We start from the raw sequence: 16855 nt of genomic DNA, 5'->3' as shown, positions 1-16855 counted from the left end.
AAGTCTCCGCGTTGATTAAGGAATATGAGGAACTAGCGAAAGCATAATCTATGCTGCGATGACTCAATTTAATCCTCTAACGATTCACACGTAGTCCCAAAATCTCCAGTTTTTAAACAACTTTACAGATCCCCTTTGGAAATATTCACCATAGTGATAGCTGTCCTGGGGAGACGTTTGAACGTTTAGTTCTAGCGTGCAGCGCCAAATGGCAAGGAGCGCACAAAGCAATCAAGTTGTCAAAGTTGTTATTCTCAGGAGCAAAATCTGCGTGATGGACTGTGAGAGTTGCCATCGTCCATTCCGAGCGAGTCAGAGTTTTAGGTTTTTCTCCAGGACGAAAACAAAGGCGATCGCAATGCTGACATCTCCAGAGAGCAGCTTCTCTGACTGCAAAAGAAATTTCGTTCCAGTTGCTTGGGTATCTTTGTCGGACTATTGGCATTTTCAAAGAACTTCTTAAACCCTCGGTCTTAGCATACCAAAATCAAGCGATTCTCCTACGGAGATGCTATGCGATCGCCCACACCAAACTCCCCACAAATCGCTATTAGCCTGAATAATCTGGGAGAGTTATACTTTTGGCTGGGGCGCTATCAAGAAGCACAACAGAAGTATGTAGAAACTTTGGCAATGAGAAAGAAACGCTTGTTGGGAGATGAGCATCCTGATGTTGCATTTAGCCTAAATAATCTCGCAACTTTATTAGCTGCTACTAACGATCCAGAGTCATCCTTATTTCATTGCATCCAAGCAAGTCAAATTAATCGACAAGATTATTCGTAACATATTTGCTTTTAGCTCCGAAAGCGATCGCCTCGCCTTTATTGAGAAACTTAGAGGTAATTTCGATTTATTTCTTTCTTTAGTCCACAAGCATCTTTCTAATTCAGAAAATGCTTGGCAGGCAGCGTTAGATTTAGTCAGAGTAGTTTCCCCCACCATCCGCCGCAGCGTCGCAGTCTAACGTAGACGACAGGGACGTTGAAACAGATTCAGTGGCTTGTTGGTAGTTGAATTTACAGGTGACATGAGATTCTCTCAAAATAATAATCATTATTGTATGTAAGTAGAACGACATAAAAAAACCAAACTGTGTGAAGATAAGTAAATAAAGTTGATGTATCAAGCACGGTAACAAAGGTATGGGTAGCCGTTTAAGGGTATTTCTCACTCTGCAACAAGATAAAACTCTTTTCAATCTGAGAACGGCAGATGTACCCCAAAAAGTGAAAGACCGAGCAGAAGTAGTCAGGTTGAGCGCACATGGTTGGTATGTAGAGAAGATAGCGGCTCACTTCAATTGGACTGCACAAACAGTACGGGAAGTATTACATAAGTGGCAAAAGCTAGGTATAGAAGGGCTTTGGTCTAAGCCAGGGCGTGGAAGAAAACCTAAGTGGACTGAAACTGATATGAGATTTTTAGAACAGTGTCTAGAACAAGAACCACGCACATACAATAGTTTTCAACTAGCCCAAAAATTAGAACAACAGCGATCGCTCAATTTAAGTCCCGACCACTTGAGACGGGTACTTAAAAAAAGGGGATCATTTGGAAACGAACTTTGAAATTGTCATAGAGGTAAACAAGACCCCGTATTACAACGTATCAAACAGGCAGACTTAGAGATGTTAGAATTGTCTGCTGCTGCCGGCGAAATTGATTTAAAGTATGTGGACGAATCAGGGTTTTGTGCTTGGAGTGAACCCAGTTACAGCTACTACTTTCGAGGTCAACAAAAACGTTTAGAGCAGAGTAAACGCCGGGGTAGACGATTAAGTATTATTGGGTTTCTTCAACCCCTAATTAGTTTTGTTTATGGGCTAGTGATTGGTGGTGTTTCACGCAAATCTTATATCCAGATGATGGAACTTGAAGCATCAGTTGCCCAAAAATCAGGACGCATCAGAGTCATCTGTCACTTAAAGGATAAAGTGGCCGTTTTTAAAGGATAAGGTGGCCGCACAGCAGAACTCAGTAGGGAAGGGTATTCAAGAAGTTTAAATGCGTTCGCCGCAAATTGTATAGAACGGAAAAATAAAGATTCCAGCTTGATTGGGGCGGCCACTTTATCCTTTAAAAGCGGTCATCTTATCCTTTAAGTGACATCATCGTTCAGGACAACGGGCCGATACATCGATGCCGTGAAGTTCAGCAACTATGGTCAAAGTGGGAAGAGATGGGTTTATACATCTTCTTTTTACCTAAATATTGTTCAGAAATGAATCCAATTGAATTGGAGTGGCAACATCTCAAAAAAGATGAACTAGCCTCGAAAAGTTTTGAGGATGAATTAGACGCAAGCCTTATGCTGTGATTGATGGAGTTCAAACCAGAGGACAAAAAGGAAACTACAACGTACAACGTATCAAATTTAACTCTCATTCTTCTGCTTAACTATTTGTTACATACCTGTAAATTTTTTCCCCGACTTACTTAAACCTGTAGTAGACTTACATGGTATTTGCGATTTGCGCGGCTATTGTGAGGATGAGGTTTTTTAGAATTTTACTCGCAATACTGACAAAATATGTCTAACTGGGGCTTTATCTGCTTCTAGCTTCTCTATTCTCTCTAATAGTCGTTTTGGGATATATTTGCACTTTTTAACCAGGCGATCGCCATCCTTCCAAAACTCATAGTGATACCAAGCTTGGGGATAATCTTTGCCATGAAGGGTGATGGTTTTCCACTGAATGGAGCCACTACCCAATCCTTTGTGTCGTCTAGTTTTACTAGGGCTATCTTTACTGGGGGGTATTTCCGACTGCTCGACATCGTTACTAGGGCTATTTTTACTGGGGGGTATTTCTGACTGTTCGCCATTGTTACTAGGGCTGTTTTCCATATCCCCCAGTAATGTGTTTTTACTAGGGCTAGGCACAACACCCAGTAATGTCAAAATTTCTCTAATTGGGCGCTTTTTGAACTCTGCTTCTTGAATATCCCCCAGTAAATGCTTGGGAATGTACTTGGTCTTCTTTCTACCTTTTTCCTGCCAATGATAGTAAGCCTGGGGGTAGTCCTTTCGACCCCTAGTAATGGTGCGCCAATGAATAGTGCCGTTACCCTCACCCCAATTTCTGCGCTTTTTACTAGGGCTATCAATACTTGGGGATATCTCTATTTGTCCAGGCTTTTTACTAGGGTTGTCTTTACTGGGGGATATCTCTATTTGTTCAGAGTTTTTACTAGGGCTATTATCAATACCCCCCAGTAAAAGTTCCGATACAGGAGGCGGATGGTTTCGACAGGAGTTTGAGGACTCAGATATTTCCGGAGCGCAAATTCTGGATAATTCCATAGGATTTGTCAAAAAATACCGTTGCTGTGCCTGTTTCACCGTGCCGTGCTTTAGCCATGATTAGCTCTAATATTCCTTGGTCTGTACTGTCTGGGTTGTAGTACTCATCCCGGTAAGCAAGAATAATATTGTCTGCCACCATTTCTAAAATTCCCGATTGGCTAAGGTCGCTCATCATTGGGCGCTTATTCTGTCTGCCCTCAACTCCCCTAGAAATTTGAGAAAGTGCCAACACAGGAACTTCTATTTCTCCAGCCATTTTGTAAAGTCCCCGTGCCACGTCACCTAGTTCATAACTCCGGTTGCCCCCAGAATCCTCTGCCATCATTTGCAGGTAATCAACGACAACTAACCCAAGTTTTCCCTCTTTAGCCTTAATTTGACGGCATTCGGAAGCAATTTGTGAAACGGTAATACCTCTTGAGTCATTCATATAAAGCGGTAGTTCTGAAGCAACACCGACGATTTTGGCAATGCTTGTAAATTCCCAGTCTGCTAGGGGTTTATTACCTGAGCGATGTCTGCGGATGCGATCGCTTTTTAATGGCGTTAACTCTAAATGCTTATAGGCGTTGGTAATACTAATTAAACTCCACAGCCTGTACTCCAATTGTTTCTTTGTCATCTCCAAGGAAAAGATGACCACAGGTAGATTGTGGAGTAGTATCATTTGGAGCGCAAGAAACAGCGCAATTTGGGACTTCCCCATTGATGGCCTACCCGCAACTATGGTGAGTGTGCCGCTTTCAAATCCCACCATCAAATTATCGAGTTCATGAAGTCCTGTATGGTAAATGGGGTTTCCTGAATTTAAATCCTCGTAAGCAGCAACGTTAATTGTGCTGTTATGTTCAGTGTTTGAAGATAGGGTTTGATTAGATAATTGAAAAACTTTCTGTTGTGATTGGTCAAGGATTTGTGATAACTCAGTTTCTGTCTCGTAACCCAGATGTACAATTTCATTTCCAGCCTTGATTAACTGTCTACGCGCGAATTTCTCCATTACCAACTCGGCTAAAGCGTCAATGTTGACAGCTGACACTGTGCGGTCTACCAGAGTTGCTAATTTATTTCTCCCGCCGATACGGACTAGTAAATCGTGGTCAGTAAGCCAAGCTGTAACTGTGAGTAAATCAGTGGGTTTACCAGAGTAATGAAGGCGCTGGACGGCTTGATAGATATCTTTATGGGCGCTAATGTAAAAGGCTTCGGGAATTAAGCGATCGCTCACCCTACCGATTGCTTCTGGGTCAAGCATGATACCGCCTAAAATCGCCTCTTCCGCTTCAATGTTTTGGGGTGGCAATTTATCAATCATGTGTCACCGCCAGTATTCTCAGCGAGATTTTGCCTTTGCGACTCTTCCCAAGCTCTTTTAGCCTGTCGTTGCCGTTCTTCAAGTTCTCGGCGGAATTCATCTCGAGCATTTTTTGTTTCAGTTTTTTTGGCTTGTACCTGAATTGATGCCAGATATTTTTCGTAATAAACCTCCCAGCGATTTCTTCCGGCTTTGTTCTTGTGAGCTAACCAAGCCTCAATGTCATTCACTGGCTGGCTAAGATTTTTGGTTTTTTCCTCACAAAATTTCCAAAAATTCGCTCGCTCGTCTTCTGAGAGAGTCTTTATAAAGTCTAAATAAGTCTTATTAATCTTAGAGTTTTGAAATTCTATCTCCACAAGGCTTTCAGCCTCTGCATGGTGCGTGGCGATCGCGCATGGTGCGTCATGATCCATCGTGGTGCGTGGTGATCCAGCGTGGTGCGTGGCGATCGCGCTCGGTGCGTCATCACACCTTGGGTGCATCATCACACCATCGGTGTCTTCACACACCAATGGTGCGTCATCACACCTTGGGTGCATCATTACACCATCGGTGTCTTCAATAAATTCGGGTGTGTCATTGCACCATAATCCCTTTGGTTTCACCTTGGTTCTGACTTGCAATAACTCTAGATCAATGAATCCCTTTGCGTCTAATTCCTTAAGAGCGCGGCTTACAGTTTGCCTGTGGACTATCCGCTCTGGTGCTGACAGCTGACGAGCTACCTCAGCGGCATTGATGTCAATCCCTTGGTTATAAGGGTCAATGGTTCGGATGTAGTATAGGACATCCCTCTGTGCTGGTGTGAGTTCACGGCAGGCTTTCAGCCATTCTTCATGCTTAAGTGGATAGAAACGTCCCTGAATTTTTGAATTTGGTTGTGTCACAATTTTGCTAATACAAATGAAAAGATAAAATTTAACCTCGATCCGTTGGGATAGAGACTAATTTTTTAGGTGTCCATCATTAACACTTAGTCAACGAATTTTTATATTCAATCGCAACAAGGTATTTATTTGATGGCTATGCTAGTAATGTGAAGATTAAAGATATGTCTGGGAAAAAGCACTCCTAGCAAGAGTTTGGTAAGATTAGGGTATACATCATCGTTGTCGTTTAATCAAACATCAAATAGTATAACCGTTAAACTTAAGTATAATTAGCAAAGCAATGCAAAGTTTTGTATCAGAAAAAACACAAAGTTATCAGCAGTTATTCGATGAGATGATGAATCGCTTCAATTTGGAAGCGAAGAAAACTGCTGAACAGGCTAAAGTGTCAGAAGTAATGTTATCCCGCTTTCGTCGCGGGAAGGCGGATCTAGGAGCATCAAAACTAATAGCGCTACTTTTGGCTATTCCGGTAGAAGCTAGGGTGTGGTATTTATCTGAGTTATTTGGTCAGAGGCCAGGAATTAGCCTGCGATCGCTGATTGCTGAAGCACCTCCAGAAGAACAAGCTGAAGTTTTACGACTAATTGCTGATATTTTTGTGAATAACAGCCGTGAGGCTACAGAATCAGTGCAGTTCCTTAAAACTTTATAACTCACCGTTCGCAATAGAATTTAACTAAGAGTAATTATCCACCAAGTTGCAAATATCCAGCAATTCTCATTATGAGAATTACTGCGTTTTCCTACAACATCCCAGATATTAGTGCAATTACCTTAACCTCTCACGGATGGATTAGGGTTAGCCAATAGCTAACTATTTGCTAACAATAGATTACGTATACTAACAAATGCTTCTCGTAGTGGTACATAAACCATACCACTACGAGAAGCAGTCAAAAGACTTGGACTGCATCCAAACACTTTAAAGAAGTACGCAGGTAATGGCAAGATCGAAAGCATCAAAAACGAGGCAGGGCAAAGACTGTTTAACGTCGAGTCTTACCTCCGTGGTGCAAGCCAGAAGCTCTCCTTTATTTGTGACTGCCGAGTCAGTTCAACCAAACAACGAGACGACCTTGGTAGACAAATTGCTTACATGCAATCACTCTACCCAGATGCCGAAATCATCAAAGACATTGGCAGTGGAATCAACTTCAAGCGGAAAGGACTGCAAGCCTTATTGGACAGACTTATGCGAGGAGATAAGCTCACGCTTGTTATTGCCTGTCGTGACCGGCTCGCAAGGTTTGGATTCGAGCTTATTCAGTACATGGTCGAGCAAAACGGTGGACAAATCGTGGTTCTCGACAATACTGTACACTGCCCCGAATCAGAACTTACCTCGGATCTTCTCTCCATCCTCTACGTCTTCTCTTGTCGGATGCACGGATTCAGGAAGTACAGTAAAAAAATCAAGGAAGATCCGGATCTTCCTCACGGCGGCACAAAGGCAGATTCTTAAATCTTGGTTTGGTGTGTCTAGATTTGTCTATAACACTACTGTTAAATCGCTGCAAGATTCTAGCATCAAGGCTAACTGGAAAGCGATTAAGACTGACATATTGAATGGACTACCAGAATGGAGTAAATCAGTCCCTTATCAAATTAAATCAATCGCCATCAAAGATGCCTGTAAAGCTGTTAGTAAAGCCAAGAAAAAATTTAAAAATGGTGGTGGTATTAGCAAGGTTAGATTTAGGTCAAGGAAAGACACTGTACAATCTTGCTACATTCCCAAGTCTGCGGTAAAAGACTTAGGAATTTACCACACTATATTAGGTGAGGCAGTATTCAAAGAAGCCTTGCCGCAAAGCTTTGGCGACTGTCGTTTAATATTTGCCTACCGTGATTACTATCTGACAGTTCCAGAGAACGTGCCACAAGAAAAATCTGATAACCAAGGACGCGTTGTGGCACTTGACCCCGGCATCAGGACGTTTATCACATTCTTTTCTGAATCTAGTTTTGGTGAAATTGGAACAGCTGCTAATTTGCAAATTCAGAAGCTATGCTTCCGCTTAGATAAATTGATTTCTAAACTCACCAAAGCTAAATGCAAACAGAAAAGAAGAATGAAACTTGCGGCAAGTTCACTACGAGGTAAAATCAAAAATCTTGTAGACGAACTGCACAAGAAAACTGCTCGATTTTTGGTTGACAACTTTGACATTATTTTGCTACCAACTTTTGAAACATCTCAGATGTCTAAGAAAGCAAAGCGGCGAATTAGGTCAAAGTCAGTACGCCAGATGTTAACACTCTCCCACTACCGATTTAAGCAGTTTCTTAAGCACAAAGCTTTTGAAACTAGCAAGTCAGTTATGGATGTTAACGAGGCATACACATCAAAAACAGTCAGTTGGACTGGTGAAATAATCCCCAATCTTGGTGGCGCTAAATTCGTCAAGTCTCCATCTGATGGGCAAGTGATGAGCCGGGATCTAAATGGTGCGCGAGGGATTTTCCTTCGTGCATTGGTTGATACGCCCTCTCTCAAAGAGTGTATTTGTTAATGAATGTTAGCAAAAAGGTATCGGTTAACTTAATCGTTAACGTTGATTTTCTTAGCCAATGTCTGAAATTTGCGTTGTTCACCAGCTTGTTTACGCTGTTGATAACGTTTTCTAGCTTGCTTTAGTACCTCTTGCAATAATTCCTCATTTTCTGAGCAGACGAGAAATGCACCTTCTAGGAAAGTATCTCTAGTAATTTTATTTACATTGCAAAAGGTATCTAGGTTAGTATCAATGTCCTGTTCTAACCTGATTGTTCGCCTGATGATCTGGGGTAACTCTAAGTGCTGTTCTTGATTAGAAGTGCTTACCTTATCGTTTATTACTTCCTCACTATCTAAATCCGGTTTTGGTTTTTCAAGTAAATGACTAAATTCAGTAATTTCGTCATTTAGTAAGTTATCATGTTGTACTTTTACAAGTGTTGTATCCCGTGCTGGAACACTTGGACGTGTCTTTTTCTTAAGGCGTTCAAAAACATCAGACATTCTTTTGTAACCTCTCGATAATTTGTTGGAAGGGAGTTTCGAGTTGTTCAAAGCCTAGAGAGGACAAACTTACACCTTTATCTATGGCCTTTTTAAATTGTTCAGATTCTAAAATTGAAGGTAAAACGACTATTTCTTCGGCAATTGTTCGCATTGCACTGATACTCGCCTTACTTTGTGCGACTTGGTTATTACCTACCCATTTATCTCTGAATGGCAAGATGCCAAGCACTATCCCTGAAAAAGCATCAATTTCTTGAAGTTCCTCAACTAAACTTAGAGTTCGGATGAGAGAATTTACACCTTTGGATGATGCTTCTACAGGAATGATGATATGGTCAGCTGCCCCCAACGATGTAAGGCAGATTTGCGATCGCTGAGGTGGCGCATCAACAATGCAGTATTGGAATAAATCTGATACCTCTTTTAAGCGTTTGCTCAAAACAATAGCTCCCATACCGCTCCCAGACAAAAATTCTTGAGCATTATCTAATCCATCATCAGCAGGAATTAACCATAGGTTTTCTCCGATTTCGTAAATACCGTCTTCAGTATTTATCTGTTTTTTGAGAACTTCTAGAAGCGTGGGTTGATTCTGCTGAACTTCGTGCCCCAGGTAAAAAGTTAGGTTCGCTTGGGGATCGGCATCAATCATTAGTACACGCTGTCCTGTTTGAGCAAGCATTCTACCCAACAAGATTGCAACAGTTGTTTTTCCCTGGCCACCGGACAAGGATGCACAAGTAAGAGTTAACATTTTACTGACTACCGACAGCATGGTGTAAATTAGTCAATATCATAATGCATAATGTCATTTTTGCATTATTTAGTCATTATACAATTTAGTCATTTAAGAGTGACTAAATTTTGTGGAGCGCTATTTAGTAATTATTTTAGCTCCCAAAAAGCCTTACTATTCGGGAAGATAACTGTAAATATAGGTTTTTATCCTGTTTACTTATTACTGATTTTAGTCAAGACAGAATTTAGTCATTACTAAATGGTGAAAATTAGTAATGTTATAATCTAGTAAACTAATTTTCTTTTATTCATAAAAACACTTCAAAAACTACTTTGGGGGCTATGTGGGGGCTTTATGCACCCCAAAGATGATTTAGGAGTTTGATGCAAACTTGACTCCTATATAGGGTACTTATAGGGGCTAAGTGGGGTACAAAGTACAAAAGAGTTAAATGTACCCCACTTAGCCCCCAAGAAGGTATGATAAGCTCTTGAGGTTAAATAAAAAAGGGACAGAGGTCTGGGCAAAAACTTATAGCAAGTTATTTTTCTTTTACCTACTCTTCCATATCACCTGAACGGATAACTTTTACAAATAAAAACGTATTAACTTGAAGCCTGTGTCAAACATTCATACCTTGCAAAAAATTTTTCCTGCTGGCTTTGACAACGGTTACGGAAGCCTGAAACTTTTAGTCGATGGCTTTGAAGTCGTTCGTGTGCCTAGTTATATTTCCACAGCCGAAATGGAAGACGTACCAGGGAGGGTAGTTTTTAACGGTAGTGCTTACACTGTTGGAGAATCAGCTTTCCGTACAGGGAATTATTTTGACCGCAACACCGATAATAATGAAAATAAAGTCAATAATGCGTTGTTGACATTATTGGGTGCATTGGCACATCTACCACACCGTAGGGCTTGGCATTTAAAATTAGTCGTTAGCTTACATGATATTGGTTTGGCTGATGAATTGCAAAAAGTACTAAGTGGAGAATATCAGCCGATACTTGCTGGCAAACAATCAGAAGTGAAAGTAGAAGTGTTGAAAGTAGTACTAGAAGGGATGGGTGCATTGTTTGGGCATCAACTACCGAAAAAATTAACTATTTTAGACTTTGGTAATGGTACGACCCTGTTGTAACTTTAAGCACAATATGTCCAATATATAAGGCATAAGTTGTCCGCCTCTGTCACTTAAAGGATAAAGTGGCCGTTTTTAAAGGATAAGGTGGCCGCACAGCAGAACTCAGTAGGGAAGGGTATTCAAGAAGTTTAAATGCGTTCGCCGCAAATTGTATAGAACGGAAAAATAAAGATTCCAGCTTGATTGGGGCGGCCACTTTATCCTTTAAAAGCGGTCATCTTATCCTTTAAGTGACACACTTTGAAATCATAAAGTGAGCAACTTGCTCAACTTATGCTTACAGTGACAACAGTAATACAAGACTACAATATAAAATAAGAAACCCTTATCTTTTATCCGATATAAACTACGATAAAAATACACGAATCCCTAGACACAACACTTTCGCTGTAACTTAAGTGTCGGTTCGCGGACAAAGTGAAAATTGTCGCAGACTATGTGAAAATATTTGCGGACTAATTGAAAATTATGTTTCTGAAACCCTAAGTTTTTCGTGGTAAGCTGCGTAGGCGAAGCCCGCCGCAGGCATCGCTAGTTACAGAATTATTGCTCCAAAGCCTTGTACTGTAAAGAGTTGCACTTTTTTATCCTCATTTGGCGGAAAATTTCAATTAGTCTGCGAATTTGGTAGGAAATTTTCAAATAGTCTGCGACAAATTTTCAATTAGTCTGCGACAACACAAGCCAGAAACCTTATTATTTCGTTGAGAATTTTTCACTTAGTCTGCGAACCGACATTAAGGGATAAAGTGGCCGTTTTTAAAGCATAAAGTGGCCGCAGTCATCTGAACTGGTAAGTATAAATATTTATATCAATAAAAGACGGTTTAACTGGCGAAAGCCTAGATTTGTGGTAAGAGCTTGTTGCTGCTTTAAAAGCTTGGGGGCCAATATGTTGAGCGACCAAGAGTTTAATGATTGGTGTCGCGGCGTAAATTTACCACAAGCGGCTAGGCAATTAATTTCCCAAATCCGTGCCTCTGAACCAATTCGGCGAGTCAAAAGCAGTGGTATAAATGTTCGGGGCGACTACGCCAGTCGCAAAATGGGAAAAACTATTCAATTTGAGTCCCATAAAATTGAATTGCCAGGTGTAGAGGAGTACGAAGAAGACGCAGATGTACTCGAATACTACGACCAAGCATATCAAATTACTCTAGAATTCCCCTCAAGCAGTGGGGAAATAATCAAAGCTTCGCATATACCAGACTTTTTCGTAATTCGGAAGCGGAGTGCAGGTTTTGAAGAGTGGAAACCAGAATCAAGATTAGAAAAACTAGCAGCTAAACAATCACAACGTTATATGCGTTCAGAAGATGGGCAGTGGTTAAACCTGCCAGCAGTTGCTTATGCAGAAAAAGTAGGACTGTATTACCGAATTCGGTTAGATACAGAAATTGATTGGATTAAATACAGAAATCGACTATTTCTCAAAGCCTATGCTGCTGAAGATTACCAAATTGACCCAGAAATAGCTGAAAATTTGGTGAAGTTAATTAGCTTAAATCCGGGCATAAGTTATTGGGAAATGATTCATACTCAACAGAGCAATCCTGATGACATAAATGCTTTAATAGCCACACAAAAAATTTACATTAATTTGAGTGCCGCACCCTTAGCAGAGCCAGAAAAAGTACAGCTCTTCCGTGACCAAGAAATCGCGGTAGCTTATGTAAAAATGATGAAATCACAACCAAATAACGGAACGATTCTGAATATTTTAGACGTTAAACCCAATCAACTGGAAGCTAAAACTCATAATCAAGTAAAAATGTCTCCAAAAGCAATGGAGCGTTTTTTGAGAGCTAGTCCTGAAGACTTGGCAGAAGCTAACCAAAGATATGAAGTAATTGAACCTTATCTTAATGACAGTTATAGAGATAAAGAAACTGTTCCGCAACGTACTATTCGCAGATGGAAGGCTAAGTTTATAGCAGCACAAAAGGCGTACAAATGTGGTTATGTTGGGCTGCTAAATAACTCTAATGCTAGAGGCAATCGCTTACCCAGAATTTCTCAATCGTCTCAAGATTTCATTGACAAAATAATTGAAGAATATTATGAAACTTTTCAACAAAGAAGCAAACTAGCTGTTTATGGAATTCTAGCAAGAGAATGGGAGAAAGCAGGTCTAACAGATAAGCTGCCTAGCTACGCTACATTTTGTTCTAGAATTCACCATCGTTCTGGTTATAGGCAAACAAAAAAACGTAAAGGAAACAGAGCAGCTTATCAACAATCTTTATTGTATTGGGAGTTGAAATTAACCACGCCATGTCATGGCGACCGTCCATTTGAGATAGCACACATTGACCATACGCAACTGGATATTGAGTTAGTATGCTCCCGAACAGGTTATCTTCTTGGTAGACCTTGGGCAACTCTGTTAATCGATGCTTACAGCCGACGTATTCTCGCAGTTTATCTAACTTTTGACGAGCCAAGCTACCGTAGCTGCATGATGGTATTAAGAATCTGCGTACAGCGATTTGAGAAATTACCAGAGACAATAGTTGTTGACGGTGGGACAGAATTTAGTAGTACATACTTTGAGACATTGTTAGCTGCTTTTGAATGTACCAAAAAGCAGCGACCAGCTGCGAAAGCCAGATTTGGTTCAATTATTGAACGTATTTTTGGAACTACAAATACAGAGTTTTTTTATAATCTCAGAGGCAACACTCAAATTACTAAGAATGTCCGCCAAGTCACTAAATCAAATAATCCCAAAAATCAAGCTGTTTGGACACTAGATCAACTCTACGAAAACTTTTGTTCGTATTGTTATGAATTCTATGATTGCCGAGAACATCCAACATTAGGACAAAGCCCACGTCAAACTTTTGTGTCAGGGCTAAACTCAAGTGGTTATCGCCCTCATAAACAGATTATTTATGATGATAATTTTAAGATTTTCACCTTACCTTCTACATCGAAAGGAACTGCAAAAGTTCAACCAAGTAGAGGCGTGAAAATTAATTATCTCTACTATTGGTCAATTGATGATTCGTTCATAAGACCAGAAATTGAAGGAACTAATGTACCTATTCGTTACGACCCTTTTGATATGGGGACTGCTTATGCTTACGTTAAGGGACGTTGGATACGCTGTATTTCTGAATATTACAAATCCTTCCAAAATCGTTCTGAAAAAGAAGTGAACATAGCTACCACACAATTACGTCGAAAAAGGCAGAAACACGCTCAAAGAATTACTCTATCTGCTCAAGAAAAAGCTACATATTTAGAAGGAACTGAAGCCCAAGAAAATTTGTTATTACAACGCTTACATGATTTAGCACAACAAGATGTCTGGGTTTTGATTGAAAAAAGCTCAGTTCTAGAAAGTAAATCAAGTAAACACAATTATTCAGCTAATGTTCAAAATGTAGATAAAAATATTTTGGAAGGTTCAGAAAGCATTAAAAAGCCCAAATCATCAGCAAAAGAATTAATAGATTTAACCAAAATAGAAGCTTACAATACAGAGGAGCTATGGTAAAAATTAAGTCGCACTCTTTTCCAGAAGAACTTCTCTTACAGCCGAACGATATCAAAACTGATTATTTCAAAAGTATCACTATTCCACATCAAAGGCTCAAACAAGCCTTAGATACTTTATTAATTAATATTCTGGAGCCAGCTGACACTTTAGTATTTTTAGTTTTTGGTGTGACTGGTGTAGGAAAAACAACCTTACGCTTGCGTCTGGAAAATCTCCTAAATTACGAATTTCTCCCCTCATTACGCAAAAATCCTGGTCAAATTGCTGTTGCTGGTATAGAAGCTATTCCAACAGAACAAGGAAAGTTTAGCTATAAAGATTATTACACTCGCGCCCTAGAATCCCTTCAGGAAGTTTTGATTGAATACAAAATTGATTATGAAATTCCTCACGGTGAGGCAAAAGATTTGGGGGTGCTAAATCGGGCTTACCGCCAAGATTCGCCTGCATTGCGTCGAGCAATGGAAAAAGCATTTCGTTATCGTCAGGTAAAAGCTTTTACTGTAGACGAGGCACAGCATTTATTAATGATGGCAGGCGGACACCAGATGTTACAGCAAATGAACTGGATTAAGTCTATTGCTAATCTTACTGGTACAGTACATATTTTATTTGGAACTTATGAACTGCTTAACTGTCCTACCTTGAATGGGCAAATAGGGCGGCGTAGCGAAGATATTCACCTGTTACCTTACCAAGCTGATAACCCAGAAGATATTGCTGAATTTATCAGAGTAATTAGAACTTTTCAACGCCACATTCCGCTTGTACAAGAACCGAAATTAGAACAACACTATGAGTATCTTTTTTCTGGCTCAGTTGGCTGTGTGGGGCTATTGAAGAATTGGTTAACTCGTTCTTTGAGATTTGCCTACTCTGAAGAAGCTCGGACTCTTAATAGCAAACATCTTAAATTAGGTGCTTTTTCTGCATCCCGTATTAACAAAATTAAGGAAGAAGCACAACAGGGATTTAAACGCTTTCAAGAAGAATCCAGTTTTTTTGAGCGGCAATATTCAACAGAATATGGAATAAAAATGCCAGCCAAAAATTCCCTACTCAAAAAAGGTCGTGTTGGACAAAGGAAACCTAAAAGAGATGATGTAGGGGTAAATTCAGATGATGACTAACATGGCGGTTAACGATGAGTTGTGGCTGAAAGAACCAGAATTTACTCCCAGTCCTAGCCGTTTGTTTCATCTGGAACCGATTGGACTTGGTACTTGTTATGTTGAAAGTCTGACTAGCTATGTTGCTCGTCTAGCCGCAGCTCATAGCGTATTGCCTGGAACTTTATTGGCTAGAGAGATAAAACCAATAGTTGGGCATAACCATACTACCAATCCCTTGAATTCTAAAAGTATTGTAAGTTTGTATGGACAAGCTTCTGTAAAAGCTTTAAACGGAACACAAATTGGAGCTAAACAGCTGGTTTTTGCTCTAGAAATATTGACAAAACGTACTGACTTACAGTTTTTGACAATGCTACCTTGGGCAAAAGTCATCCCAGTTTTGGGATTGCTTAAGCATTCTCATACTTGGTGTCCTTATTGCTATCAAGACTGGTTAAATAATCAACAAGTCATTTATTCACCTCTACTGTGGGCTTTGAAACCCGCTAAAATTTGTCCAATCCATCATCGATTTTTAGAATCAAAATGTCCTCACTGTGGCCTTGAATTTTTACACCTATGGCATAACTCACGACCTGGATTTTGTCCCAAATGTGATGGTTGGTTGGGAATTAACTATGAAGTATCCTTGCCAGATAAGAGATTATTCGAGGAAATACACAATTTACAGCCAGAGATTTGGATAGTTAAGACTTTAGGAGATTTAATTGCTCAAGCTCCTGAATTTCCTTGTCCACCTCCAAGAGAAACTATTAAAACCATCCTAAGAGCTTACGTCTATCAATATACTCCAGGTAATGTTTCTGCTTTTGGTCGTTGGCTTGGGTTATCGAGATATGAAATTCTACATTGGTATTCAGGTGTAGCCATCCCAAATTTAGATAAACTTTTGAAAATCTGCTATGCCTTATCAACTAATCTTGTCGATTTTCTTCAACTTAAAATACCACCTCTAACTCTTAAGGGGCTAGTTTCTCTACCTGCTTCTAAATCGAAAAAATTATCATCACAGCCTGCTTTAGTTACTTCAAATAGTAGTCCTAAGTGCGAACGAGTTATTCAGGCGATGCAACTAGCTACTGAAGAAGAACCACCTCCTTCTTTAACTCAATTAGCTGTTCGTTTAGGATTCAAAACTCCTAGTAGTTTAACTGCTTGCTCAAAATCTTTATCAGCATCTTTGGCTACTAGATATAGTGAATATCAACAGCAGCTAAGATTTTCGCACATCAGAAACATACTTGAATTAGCTTTGTTTAGCAACGAGTATCCACCACCTTCTCTAAGAAAAATAGCTAAGAGAACTGGTATTGGTTTGGCTACTTTCTACCACTATTGCCCTATTGTGTGCCATGCTATTTCTTTACGCTATAAAGATTATCGCAAATTCGTCCATAAACTAGCTATTGAGCAAGGCTGTCGAGAAGTGCGCCAACTCGCTCCCCTACTTCATGCACAAGGCATTACTCCTACTGCTAAAAATCTCAGAAAATTTATGCATCATCCTTCTTCATTGTGGCAGGCTGAGGTAATTGAGGTTTTGAGGCAGATAAGGCTGGATCTTCCACAGTAAATCTTATTTCTTCGCCTTTTTCTAAGGTTTTACTACTGCGGCCACTTTATGCTTTAATTCCGGCCACATTATCCTTTAAGTGACACCACACTTACACCATAAGTTGTCCGTTACGGACAGCTTATGGTGTAAGTCACAGAATTGACTATTTGGCTAAAACCCAGACTTCACAGTTGATTTCACTTTATACGCGAATATCGTCGCCTGGAACCCTTATAAATTCGTTGTTAGAATTT

16 protein-coding genes and 1 pseudogene are annotated in these 16855 nt (G+C 40.0%); 11 read left to right on the top strand and 6 right to left on the bottom strand.

What is annotated here, in order from left to right; all coding sequences use genetic code 11:
* Positions 1–145: 145 nt before the first annotated feature.
* Complete coding sequence (locus RMZ42_RS06465; RefSeq protein ID WP_190957983.1) at positions 146–445, bottom strand: HNH endonuclease signature motif containing protein; 300 nt, start codon at positions 443–445, stop codon at positions 146–148.
* A 68-nt stretch (positions 446–513) separates the two neighbouring features.
* Here RMZ42_RS06465 and RMZ42_RS06460 point away from each other — a divergent pair, with 68 nt between their 5' ends.
* From RMZ42_RS06460 to RMZ42_RS06445, 4 genes are all read left to right on the top strand, one after another.
* Positions 514–786: a tetratricopeptide repeat protein gene (locus RMZ42_RS06460; protein ID WP_322670621.1), complete on the top strand. Its 273-nt coding sequence runs from the start codon at positions 514–516 to the stop codon at positions 784–786.
* Positions 787–1145: 359 nt separating this feature from the next.
* Positions 1146–1571 carry a helix-turn-helix domain-containing protein gene (locus tag RMZ42_RS06455; RefSeq protein ID WP_322670620.1) on the top strand — a complete coding sequence of 142 codons (426 nt, stop codon included), beginning with the start codon at positions 1146–1148 and terminating at the stop codon, positions 1569–1571.
* 60 nt (positions 1572–1631) lie between these two features.
* On the top strand, positions 1632–1958 hold the full coding sequence (locus tag RMZ42_RS06450; protein WP_322670619.1) for a transposase: 327 nt from the start codon (positions 1632–1634) through the stop codon (positions 1956–1958).
* A gap of 152 nt (positions 1959–2110) precedes the next feature.
* Positions 2111–2320 carry a transposase gene (locus RMZ42_RS06445; RefSeq protein WP_416211798.1) on the top strand — a complete coding sequence of 70 codons (210 nt, stop codon included), beginning with the start codon at positions 2111–2113 and terminating at the stop codon, positions 2318–2320.
* A 183-nt stretch (positions 2321–2503) separates the two neighbouring features.
* Here RMZ42_RS06445 and RMZ42_RS06440 read toward each other — a convergent pair whose 3' ends face one another.
* From RMZ42_RS06440 to RMZ42_RS06430, 3 genes are read right to left on the bottom strand one after another with little or no spacing between them, the layout of a single operon-like run.
* Positions 2504–3307 carry a hypothetical protein gene (locus RMZ42_RS06440; RefSeq protein WP_322670618.1) on the bottom strand — a complete coding sequence of 268 codons (804 nt, stop codon included), beginning with the start codon at positions 3305–3307 and terminating at the stop codon, positions 2504–2506.
* Positions 3270–4625, bottom strand: coding sequence for a replicative DNA helicase (gene dnaB / locus RMZ42_RS06435; protein WP_322670617.1), 1356 nt, complete (start codon positions 4623–4625; stop codon positions 3270–3272). Before dnaB ends, RMZ42_RS06440 begins: the two co-directional genes overlap by 38 nt.
* Positions 4622–5515 carry a helix-turn-helix domain-containing protein gene (locus RMZ42_RS06430; RefSeq protein WP_322670616.1) on the bottom strand — a complete coding sequence of 298 codons (894 nt, stop codon included), beginning with the start codon at positions 5513–5515 and terminating at the stop codon, positions 4622–4624. The genes dnaB and RMZ42_RS06430 overlap by 4 nt, the downstream gene beginning before the upstream one ends.
* A gap of 283 nt (positions 5516–5798) precedes the next feature.
* Between RMZ42_RS06430 and RMZ42_RS06425 the strand changes: the two genes are divergently transcribed.
* From RMZ42_RS06425 to RMZ42_RS06415, 3 genes are all read left to right on the top strand, one after another.
* On the top strand, positions 5799–6173 hold the full coding sequence (locus tag RMZ42_RS06425; RefSeq protein WP_322670615.1) for an XRE family transcriptional regulator: 375 nt from the start codon (positions 5799–5801) through the stop codon (positions 6171–6173).
* Between the two features lie 222 nt (positions 6174–6395).
* Positions 6396–6983, top strand: a complete 588-nt coding sequence (locus RMZ42_RS06420) for an IS607 family transposase (RefSeq protein WP_322670681.1) — start codon at positions 6396–6398, stop codon at positions 6981–6983.
* Entirely contained in the window at positions 6868–8034 is a 1167-nt protein-coding gene (locus RMZ42_RS06415; protein WP_416211797.1) for an RNA-guided endonuclease InsQ/TnpB family protein, read from the top strand. Before RMZ42_RS06420 ends, RMZ42_RS06415 begins: the two co-directional genes overlap by 116 nt.
* Before the next feature lie 29 nt (positions 8035–8063).
* Here the strand turns inward: RMZ42_RS06415 and RMZ42_RS06410 are convergent, their stop codons facing one another.
* Together RMZ42_RS06410 and RMZ42_RS06405 are read right to left on the bottom strand one after the other, a co-directional pair.
* The gene (locus RMZ42_RS06410; RefSeq protein ID WP_322670613.1) at positions 8064–8522 is read right to left on the bottom strand and encodes a hypothetical protein; all 459 of its coding nucleotides are present in this window, start codon (positions 8520–8522) and stop codon (positions 8064–8066) included.
* Positions 8515–9279, bottom strand: coding sequence for a ParA family protein (locus RMZ42_RS06405; RefSeq protein ID WP_322670612.1), 765 nt, complete (start codon positions 9277–9279; stop codon positions 8515–8517). Before RMZ42_RS06405 ends, RMZ42_RS06410 begins: the two co-directional genes overlap by 8 nt.
* 604 nt (positions 9280–9883) lie before the next feature.
* On the opposite strand from RMZ42_RS06405, the pseudogene RMZ42_RS06400 reads away from it, so the two are divergent.
* From RMZ42_RS06400 to RMZ42_RS06385, 4 genes and pseudogenes are all read left to right on the top strand, one after another.
* Positions 9884–10399: pseudogene (locus RMZ42_RS06400) on the top strand (hypothetical protein); the annotation flags it as partial.
* A 901-nt stretch (positions 10400–11300) separates the two neighbouring features.
* A complete protein-coding gene (locus tag RMZ42_RS06395) occupies positions 11301–13910 on the top strand; it encodes a Mu transposase C-terminal domain-containing protein (RefSeq protein WP_322670611.1) in 2610 nt (869 codons plus the stop codon).
* Positions 13904–15043 (top strand): ATP-binding protein, encoded by a 1140-nt coding sequence (locus tag RMZ42_RS06390; RefSeq protein WP_322670610.1) that lies wholly within the window; start codon positions 13904–13906, stop codon positions 15041–15043. The genes RMZ42_RS06395 and RMZ42_RS06390 overlap by 7 nt, the downstream gene beginning before the upstream one ends.
* Positions 15033–16619, top strand: a complete 1587-nt coding sequence (locus RMZ42_RS06385; RefSeq protein WP_322670609.1) for a TniQ family protein — start codon at positions 15033–15035, stop codon at positions 16617–16619. Before RMZ42_RS06390 ends, RMZ42_RS06385 begins: the two co-directional genes overlap by 11 nt.
* The last annotated feature ends 236 nt before the right edge of the window (positions 16620–16855 follow it).

Origin of the sequence: Nostoc sp. DedQUE05, from assembly GCF_034530955.1 — a bacterium.
GTDB lineage: Bacteria > Cyanobacteriota > Cyanobacteriia > Cyanobacteriales > Nostocaceae > Nostoc.
This window is presented reverse-complemented; position numbering and strand designations above follow the sequence as displayed.

Excerpts from the sequence above, each read along its gene's own strand:
- RMZ42_RS06460 (WP_322670621.1), top strand. The coding sequence starts at position 514 with ATGCGATCGCCCACACCAAACTCCCCACAAATCGCTATTAGCCTGAAT.
- RMZ42_RS06395 (WP_322670611.1), top strand. The coding sequence starts at position 11,301 with ATGTTGAGCGACCAAGAGTTTAATGATTGGTGTCGCGGCGTAAATTTA.
- RMZ42_RS06450 (WP_322670619.1), top strand. The coding sequence starts at position 1,632 with ATGTTAGAATTGTCTGCTGCTGCCGGCGAAATTGATTTAAAGTATGTG.
- RMZ42_RS06405 (WP_322670612.1), bottom strand. The coding sequence starts at position 9,279 with ATGTTAACTCTTACTTGTGCATCCTTGTCCGGTGGCCAGGGAAAAACA.
- RMZ42_RS06410 (WP_322670613.1), bottom strand. The coding sequence starts at position 8,522 with ATGTCTGATGTTTTTGAACGCCTTAAGAAAAAGACACGTCCAAGTGTT.
- RMZ42_RS06385 (WP_322670609.1), top strand. The coding sequence starts at position 15,033 with ATGATGACTAACATGGCGGTTAACGATGAGTTGTGGCTGAAAGAACCA.
- dnaB (WP_322670617.1), bottom strand. The coding sequence starts at position 4,625 with ATGATTGATAAATTGCCACCCCAAAACATTGAAGCGGAAGAGGCGATT.
- RMZ42_RS06390 (WP_322670610.1), top strand. The coding sequence starts at position 13,904 with ATGGTAAAAATTAAGTCGCACTCTTTTCCAGAAGAACTTCTCTTACAG.
- RMZ42_RS06425 (WP_322670615.1), top strand. The coding sequence starts at position 5,799 with ATGCAAAGTTTTGTATCAGAAAAAACACAAAGTTATCAGCAGTTATTC.
- RMZ42_RS06440 (WP_322670618.1), bottom strand. The coding sequence starts at position 3,307 with ATGGAATTATCCAGAATTTGCGCTCCGGAAATATCTGAGTCCTCAAAC.
- RMZ42_RS06465 (WP_190957983.1), bottom strand. The coding sequence starts at position 445 with ATGCCAATAGTCCGACAAAGATACCCAAGCAACTGGAACGAAATTTCT.
- RMZ42_RS06455 (WP_322670620.1), top strand. The coding sequence starts at position 1,146 with ATGGGTAGCCGTTTAAGGGTATTTCTCACTCTGCAACAAGATAAAACT.